This is a genomic window from Armatimonadota bacterium (assembly GCA_029907255.1).
Classification (GTDB): domain Bacteria; phylum Armatimonadota; class UBA5829; order DTJY01; family DTJY01; genus JAIMAU01.
Window position 1 is genome coordinate 42,027 of record JARYMF010000017.1, and the last position, 8,244, is coordinate 50,270.

Here is an 8,244-nt window from a genome sequence, read left to right on the forward strand (position 1 = left end):
TGTTTTGATGGTCTATCGCAAGCCATTCAAAACGGCTCGTTATAAAAGCCGCCTAATATTTAGCCGCAATATATTGCTTTCAGAAACTTCAAGCACAAATTGCATCGCTAGTTGAGTTTTCACATATTGTTTGACAGTCCCCATTCTGTATGCTAGTATTGTGCAGCTTCCTGGGTAAGTATCCCTTAAACCAGAAGCAGGAGGTTTACATGCGCCGTGGAATTTGGGCATTAATCGTCGTTGTTGTAATACTTTTCATTATTTTTGGTAGTTCCATTGCGAGATTTTACACCGACTGGCTGTGGTTTGGCGAGGTCGGCTACACGAGCGTATTTCTGACGCGACTTCTCACCCAATTAGTTCTGGGCATTGTTGTTGGGGCATTTTCATTTTTCTTTGTCTATTTCAATCTTTGGTTGGCACGGCGTCTAGCGCCTCCAATCCCCGAGCGTTACGTTACTAGTCAGTTCCGCCGCCAGTTCGGTAGAATCGCCAAGATAGGTTTCACTGTACTTCTTCTTGGTTTAACCTTAGCTGTGAGCTTAATCATAGGTGGTACAGCTTCGCGCTCATGGCTTAGCTATCAGATGTTTACTCATCCGATTTCATTTGGCACCTTAGATCCGATATTCAATCGGGATATCGGATTCTATGTGTTCAAACTCGGCTTCCTGGAGCAAATTTATGGATGGCTTTTGGCGGTGTTTATACTTGCTTTTATTGGCACTACTTTGGTTAGTTATGCTGATAAGGCAATTGAGTTTCTTGCAGGAACACCCAGATTTATGCCGCATGTAAAAGCCCATCTTTCATTTCTGTTTTCGCTCATATTGTTTGCAAAAGCATGGGGTTATCGCCTTGATGCGTATAATCTTCTTTATTCGCCATATGGGGTAGTCTTCGGTGCGGGTTTTACAGATGTCCATGCGAGATTGCTGGCGTACAATGTTCTTTCTGTAGTAGCTGTGATTGCAGGTCTAATAGCGCTGGTTAATATATACCGCCGAGGGATTGTTTTACCGCTGGCGGCATTAGGGGTATTGGTGGCTGCTTCGTTTTTACTGGGGGTTTTGTATCCGGCGTTCGTTCAACAGGTTTATGTTAAACCTAACGAAATAAAAAATGAGTCGAGGTATATTCGTTATAACATTGGATCTACACGGAAAGCTTTCAACTTGGACAAGATTATTGTGCGCAACTTTCCAGCTTCTGAGATTCTCACTCCCCAAGATATAGAACAAAATCGCGCCACCATAAATAGCATTCGCCTTTGGGACTACCGGCCGCTTCGCCAGACTTACAGTCAGCTTCAGGAGCTAGGTCCATATTACAAAATTGAGAATGTGGATGTCGACCGCTATGTGATAGATGGCTATTTGCGACAAGTGATGCTTGCGGCTCGAGAGCTTGTGCCCCCGCCGCCAACTACAGCAGCCGGGTCTTGGGTAAATCAACATTTCCAATATACCCATGGCTATGGAGCAGTAATGAGCCCTGTGAACACAATTACCGAAGAGGGTCAGCCTGAATTTTTCATCGAGGGTATTCCTCCTACTTCGAAAGTTGGCATAGAGATTACTCGACCGCAGATATATTTTGGGGAATTGACCATTGATTATGTTATTGGCAACTCAGCAACAAAGGAATTTGATCATCCAGCTGAGCGCGAACAAGTCTACACCAGATACAGTGGCAAAGGCGGTATACCTGTAGGCAGTTATTTGCGGCGAATGGCTTTCTGGCTTCGATTTGGTGATGTTAATTTAATCTTGAGAAACCCAATTACATCTCAAAGCCGCTTGATGTTTCGGAGAGATATTCAAACACGGGTTAACACTATATTCCCATTTCTAGTTTACGACCCAGACCCATACCTTGTGATTTCGAATGGCAAGCTCTACTGGATGTTAGACGCCTATACTGCTACTTCGAGGTATCCATACTCGACCCCAACGCGCGTTGGCAACCTCTATGGCGCAAACTACGTTAGAAATGCGGTTAAGATTGTAATTGACGCTTACAATGGTACGGTAGACTATTACATTGCTGACGAAAACGATCCCATAATCCGAAGTTACGCCAGTATATTTAAGGGCGTTTTCAAGCCAATTAGCCAAATGCCGCCGGATCTTCATGCGCACATCAGATATCCCGAGCTTCTCTTCCGTGTGCAGTCTGAAATGATGCTTGCGTATCACACACAAGATGTTCAAGTTCTATATACAAAAAGCGATTTGTGGGCAATACCGAATGAGATTGTCGGAACAACTGGTGAGCCTTCGCAAATGGAGCCATACTACGTTGTCATGGCGCTTCCGGGTGAAGCGAAAGAGGAATTTCTTATAATGATTCCTTTTACTTTCGTTGGGAAAGACAACATGGTAGCATGGATGGCGGCACAAAGTAATCCCACCCGAGTCGTGCTATATCAGTTCCCAAGAAAGGAATTGGTCTACGGCCCAGCTCAAATTGAAACAAGAATCAACCAGGATGCGGCAATATCTCAGCTTCTTACGCTGTGGAGTAGAGAAGGCTCGCGAGTAAATCGAGGCAACCAGCTGGTTATCCCCATTGGCCAATCAATTATATATGTGAAACCTTTGTATCTTGAATCGGAGTCAAGCAAGATTCCTGAGCTAAAACGGGTGATTGTTGCCCATGGAAACCGACTTGTAATGGGCGAAACGCTGGATGAAGCTCTTGCAAAACTTCTAGGCATCAAAGCACCTGCTCAATTGGAAGCCAGAGCAGTCACTGGACAAGCAGGGCCTCCTTCAGCACTGGCTGTACCAGCGGATGTTGGCAAGCTGGTGCAGGAGGCCGCGAACTATTTTGAACGGGCAAAGGAATTACAGCGTCAAGGCGATTGGGCGGGTTACGGCGAGCAAATGAACAAGCTGGAACAAACATTGAAGCGTCTCCGAGAGGTCACTGGAGCAAGTAGGTAGGGACTTTGAAATAGTCCACCTGTGTGATATTTTTACCGCAGTGTCAAAGATATGAGAAGCGACAAGATTACCGAGTTTCTTACAGTTTTGATATTTGCGATGCTGGTAGGTGGGGCAGCTATGCTCACGATTCTCTACTTAGAAGGAATCTTCCGTGCGGTGGCGCTTATTGTGATAATTGCTGCAACCATTGGCTCGTGGAGTTATCTTCGCAAACGATTTGGTAGGTATGACTAGCAAGTTAATGTGAGACTTAACGGCGGAAGCGCTGTGAGATAAGCCTCCAGACCTCAGCAGCCTCGTCAACTTTTAACAATGCTATCATCGCAATATAGGCTACAACTGCTAGCGTTGTTGATGCCAAAACACCAATCAATGCTCCGCTCGGCGTGTTTGTATTTATTGCCGAACCTACATTTTTGAAGACAACCCATGCGACTGCACCGGCAACCGCCGAGGAAATGCATACCTTTATAAATGAACGAAGAATGAGTCCTCCGTTGATGCCATTCAATCTTCTTCTCAAAAGTTCAAGCAAAACTACCATGTTTAGAATAGCTGCCACAGACGTAGCCAGCGCCAATCCCCCATGTCCGAAAGGCTTCATAAAAAGCCAGTTCATTGGGATAAAGATTATGGTCATGATGGTGCCCACTACGACTGGTACAACTGTATCTTGGAGGGCGTAAAAGCCGCGGGTTATAATTGCTTGCCCAGACCAAGCTGCAATACCGATAGCATACATCGCCAACGCGTATCCAACATATGGTGCGTCGGCCGAGGTAAATTGCCCATGTTGGAACAGCATGCGCACAATGGGGGTTGCGAGGACTATCATTAAGATTGACGACGGTACTGTGAGCAGCAGTATTCCTCGGAGGCCAAAGTTCACGCTTGAGCGAAGCTGAGCAATTTCTTTCCTTGCAGCTTGTTCTGCAAGGGTGGGGAACAACGCCACTGCTGAAGCTTGCGCAAAAACTCCGAGGGGCATTTGCATAAGCCGGTTAGCGTAACTGAGTGCGGCAACTGCTCCTTCCTCTAAAAATGTGGCGAACCATCGGTTGAAGATAACGTTCACGTATGGTAATGAGAGGCCGAGAAGCACTGGTAGCGCAAGCTTCCCAACTTTTTTTACTCCAGGGTGTCGCAAATTTAGACTTGGCCGAAATTGCACACCAAGTTTGCGTACGACAATTATCTGCAAGACGAAGTTGCCAAGAAAAGCGCCTACTAATGCACCCCATGTAAGACTCGATATGCCTAACTTGGAAGCAAAGAAGACCCCGCCAGATATAATGCATATATTGTAAATTATCGGACCGAGAGCAGGCGCAAGAAAATGCTGACGGGAGTAAAGGGTTCCAATTATGAGGCCGCCTATAAAAAAGAACAGCTGTGCCGGCAAGACGATTCTCGTCAATAGGATAGTAATTTCCAAGAGGTTCCGATGCTCTCGTGCGAATCCAGGAGCTACTAGTGGCACCAGTTGGGGGGTAAATATCTCGAATAAAAGAATCAAACATGCGAGAACAATAAATATTAGCGTTCCAATGACGCTAAATATTTTCCAAGCTTCATCCTTTTCTCCTTTGGTCCAATATTCTGTGAAGACTGGAATGAATGCACTGCTCAGCGCTCCGCTTGAGAGCAGGAAATAGAGCAGGTCAGGAAGGTTGAAAGCCACCCCATATGCGCTTACCAAGCCCCCTGCGCCAAACTGGTTTGCGATAACCATTTCACGCACTAGGCCTAGAAGCCTGCTCACGAATATGGCCGCCATCATGATTCCAGCGGCCTTTGTAACCGTCTTAGTCGTTGACATCAGGGATATTGAGGATTTGGGGCGCTTGCAATAGAGCGACAAGTTTTAATCATCTTGTGCATTGCTTTTTTCCGCCCCAGGCTTTTTCAGTATAAGTTTACATCTAGTGTCATGTCAATGAGCGCTCTAGACAGTTGTATACTACTTTAAAATACGAGTTAGCTTTTAAAATATTTTTATTTTGCTCGTGTCTCTATATCTATCAGCTGAAACTTCTGAGCGCATTTCGAAATTTCCAAGCATGATTTTGTGACCGATAGCGTTGTTTTAAGTTTGACGCTTAGGCTTGCTAAAACTTGACGCAAGTTGCTACTGCGATTATAATCTTGCAGACCGCGAGGCTAAATACGACCAGTTCCAGGAGCGAATTTTTGCAGGTTGTCAAAAATAGTCCATATCTTTCAGTGGTTATCCCGGCTTACAATGAGGAGGCAAGGATAACTGATACCCTCCTGCACGTTGTTGAATACCTTGATGCTCAGCCCTATACTTTTGAGGTCTTGGTAGTTGATGACGGTAGCACTGACAACACGCTTTCCGCTGTGCAAAAGTTTGCAGAAACCAGGCCTTCTGTTAGAGTTATTCACTATAAACCAAATCGTGGAAAGGGCTACGCTGTCCGAGTTGGTGTTCTTGCAGCCGAGGGTGAGTATATTCTATTCGCGGATGCTGATTTAGCGACCCCAATAGAAGAACTAGGCGGTTTCTGGGAGCATATATCTGCAGGCGTTGACGTGGTAATTGCATCTCGGCCGCTGAAAGAATCCAGGTTAGTTCAACGCCAGCCATTCTACCGCGAGTGGGCAGGCCGGGCATTCAACCATGTTGTAAGAATATTTGCAGTTCGAGGCATTCATGATACCCAATGTGGATTCAAGCTTTTTCGCCGCGATGTTGCCAGAGAGGTGTTCTCACGCTGCACGCTTGAAGGCTTCTCATTCGATATAGAAGTTCTCCACTTAGCGCAGCGGCTAGGTTATTTAATTGTAGAAGCTCCTGTTCACTGGTACCACCGAGAGGGGTCAAAGGTTAGGCTCCTTCACGATGGTTTGAAAATGTTGGTTGATATAATCAGATTGCGCTGGAGACATCGTCGGCTGAATCGGTGCTCGTGCAATGAAGACTAATGAGCTTGCCAAGATGCATGCTCTCGATAAAACGCATTGGTGGTTTCTTGGACGTCGCTATTTGCTACGTTCTATGCTCCCCATGCTTGGCAAACCTGATGCTCTTATCCTCGACGCTGGATGCGGCACGGGGCTTGCGGCAAGCGAGCTCAGCTCTCTTGGCAAAGTTGTCGCCATGGATGTTTGCGATGAAGTCTTCAGACTTAAAGAATGGAAGACGATTGGAGTTCCGTGTGTTGGTTCTGTCTTAGAAATCCCTTTTCAAGACTCCAGCTTTGATTTAGTCGTTGCGCTTGATGTATTGGAGCACGTTTCCGACGATAATATGGCGGTTCGCGAGCTCTACCGCGTGTGCAAACCCGGTGGGATTGCCTTAATAACAGTTCCCGCATACCAATGGCTTTGGAGTTCGCATGACGAAGCAATCGGCCATAAAAGGAGATACTCTGCTGCATTGTTGTCTCGTTGTGTTACCAATGCCGGATTTGGTGTCCGAAAGCTTTCTTATGCTGTGTCTAGCGTTCTTGTGATAGCAATGGCATTCAGGTTTGCACGCCGTATCATTGGTAAGCCGTCCGGGGAAAGCGATTTAGCTCCAACGCCACACCTAATAAACAAAGTTTTAGCATTACTAATGCGCGCCGAAGCTTTTCTTCTCCGATATATAAGCCTGCCATTCGGCCTATCGGTTCTCGTGATTGCAGAGAAGCCACAGCATATAGAGGTCGAATAGATGAGTTGGTGGGACGTTTTTCGAGTCGTTGTTGGTTTTCTGGCTCTCGGTATTATCGCCTATGCTTGGGCTGTCGAACCAGTTCTTATTAAAATTACCCGACGTGACATTGAGATTCCTGGCCTCCCATCAGCACTCGCTGGCATTAAGATTTGTCATCTCTCAGATTTGCACGTTGCGGGCTATGGGCGCATAGAGCGTGCGCTGAGAAAGGTGCTCATGCAAATCGAAGCAGATATTTGCGTAATCACCGGTGACATAGTCGCCACTAGGGGTGGAATTCCGGTTCTAGCGGAGGTTTTGGAAGGGTTTTCGCCGAAGCACGGCGTTTTTGGGGTGTTGGGTAACGGCGAGCATGATCCAACGATGCCAGGTGTCGAAACTGCTGAGGAGTTGCGTAAGCTTGGCATACAAGTTCTTGTGAATGAGTCGGCTTCCGTCTCAATTAATGGTTCGGAAGTTCAAATTGTCGGTGTAGATGATCCTTTCCTTGGGTTAGATGACGTCGAAAAAGCTTTTGCAGGTCTTGGGAGGGGCAGTCTGCGGATACTTCTCGCGCATTCGCCAGATGTTCTAATGAGCTTGGGGGAGCATTCCGTAGACATAATTTTTGCGGGGCACACTCACGGCGGGCAAATTCGCGTGCCTGTTTTCGGCGTTGTGTGGACTCATTGCCGCTACAATTTACACATTGCATCCGGGTACTTTGGGCCTGAGGCGATTTCTCTGAAAGTTGGCCGCAATCTCCAGACAAGAATATACGTGAGCCGGGGCATATCAGGCAGTGGAATACGTGCAAGATTTCTATGTCGCCCAGAAGTGGCTATTCTTACACTCAAGCCAGAGCCCTCCACACTGGCAAGTTAGTTTTTAGCCAACAGTGTAAACTGGTAAATGTTCTAGTTTACAAAATGAGAAGAAACCATCAAAATGGTTTTGATAGTATTGCAACTCTAGAGACATATTCGCCGTCAAATAATTGGAGGTCTTAAGTCTGAGCATTCGCAAAGGAGGTGCATGAGTTAACATAAAGCATACGGTCAGAAAGGCAGGTGCGAGCAATGCTTGAAAAGCGTCGCGTGGACCTGATCTTTCCTCGGAGCGGCCAAATTATCCCCATTTACGTTCCCGAAGCGATGGTAGAATGGGTAGCAAGACGCAATATTCAAATTCTTTTTTCATTATATGGTAGAGACGCTCTGAGAGCTTGCAGGGACCACGTGCGTAATGTAATGGTGTTTCCTTCATGAAATCATTGCCGATGGGCCCTCTGTTGGGATAAGATTTGAAGTTCCGTCCTAATGGAGGGCCTTTCGGCTTTTCTATCACTACCTTTGACAAAGCCTCGTGCCTCCCTTATAATCGAATCTGGCAGCTGTATTTCAAGTTTATGTTGGCCACTGGGAAAACGGATAAATGGAGGAATTTATGCAAAAATCACTTGCAGCATGCATGGCAGCAATTTTATTGGTAATCTTGCTTTGTTCCCAAGGTGTTGCTCAATACGAAGAGCAGCCAAGCAAGATTAGTATTAAAGTTGGCATGTTTCGGCCTTCAAGTGAGAACCTGAGGGCGGGTGGCGGCTCACTATGGAAGTCCTTTGGCATTGATTAT

General features: G+C 46.3%; 7 protein-coding genes. 6 read left to right on the forward strand and 1 reads right to left on the reverse strand.

The annotated features are described in order from the left end of the window. Positions 1-209: 209 nt before the first annotated feature. Positions 210-2,948: a UPF0182 family protein gene (locus tag QHH26_12710; GenBank protein ID MDH7482818.1), complete on the forward strand. Its 2,739-nt coding sequence runs from the start codon at positions 210-212 to the stop codon at positions 2,946-2,948. A 51-nt stretch (positions 2,949-2,999) separates the two neighbouring features. Then, positions 3,000-3,185: a hypothetical protein gene (locus QHH26_12715; GenBank protein MDH7482819.1), complete on the forward strand. Its 186-nt coding sequence runs from the start codon at positions 3,000-3,002 to the stop codon at positions 3,183-3,185. Between the two features lie 16 nt (positions 3,186-3,201). Here the strand turns inward: QHH26_12715 and murJ are convergent, their stop codons facing one another. Further along, positions 3,202-4,770, reverse strand: coding sequence for a murein biosynthesis integral membrane protein MurJ (gene murJ, locus QHH26_12720; protein MDH7482820.1), 1,569 nt, complete (start codon positions 4,768-4,770; stop codon positions 3,202-3,204). Between the two features lie 371 nt (positions 4,771-5,141). Between murJ and QHH26_12725 the strand changes: the two genes are divergently transcribed. From QHH26_12725 to QHH26_12740, 4 genes are all read left to right on the forward strand, one after another. Then, a complete protein-coding gene (locus QHH26_12725) occupies positions 5,142-5,897 on the forward strand; it encodes a glycosyltransferase family 2 protein (GenBank protein MDH7482821.1) in 756 nt (251 codons plus the stop codon). Continuing rightward, a complete protein-coding gene (locus QHH26_12730; GenBank protein ID MDH7482822.1) occupies positions 5,887-6,630 on the forward strand; it encodes a methyltransferase domain-containing protein in 744 nt (247 codons plus the stop codon). The genes QHH26_12725 and QHH26_12730 overlap by 11 nt, the downstream gene beginning before the upstream one ends. Then, a complete protein-coding gene (locus QHH26_12735; GenBank protein ID MDH7482823.1) occupies positions 6,631-7,497 on the forward strand; it encodes a metallophosphoesterase in 867 nt (288 codons plus the stop codon). It abuts the gene before it with no gap. A 561-nt stretch (positions 7,498-8,058) separates the two neighbouring features. Further along, positions 8,059-8,244, forward strand: a 186-nt coding sequence (locus tag QHH26_12740) for a hypothetical protein (GenBank protein MDH7482824.1), incomplete at its 3' end; no start/stop codon positions are given.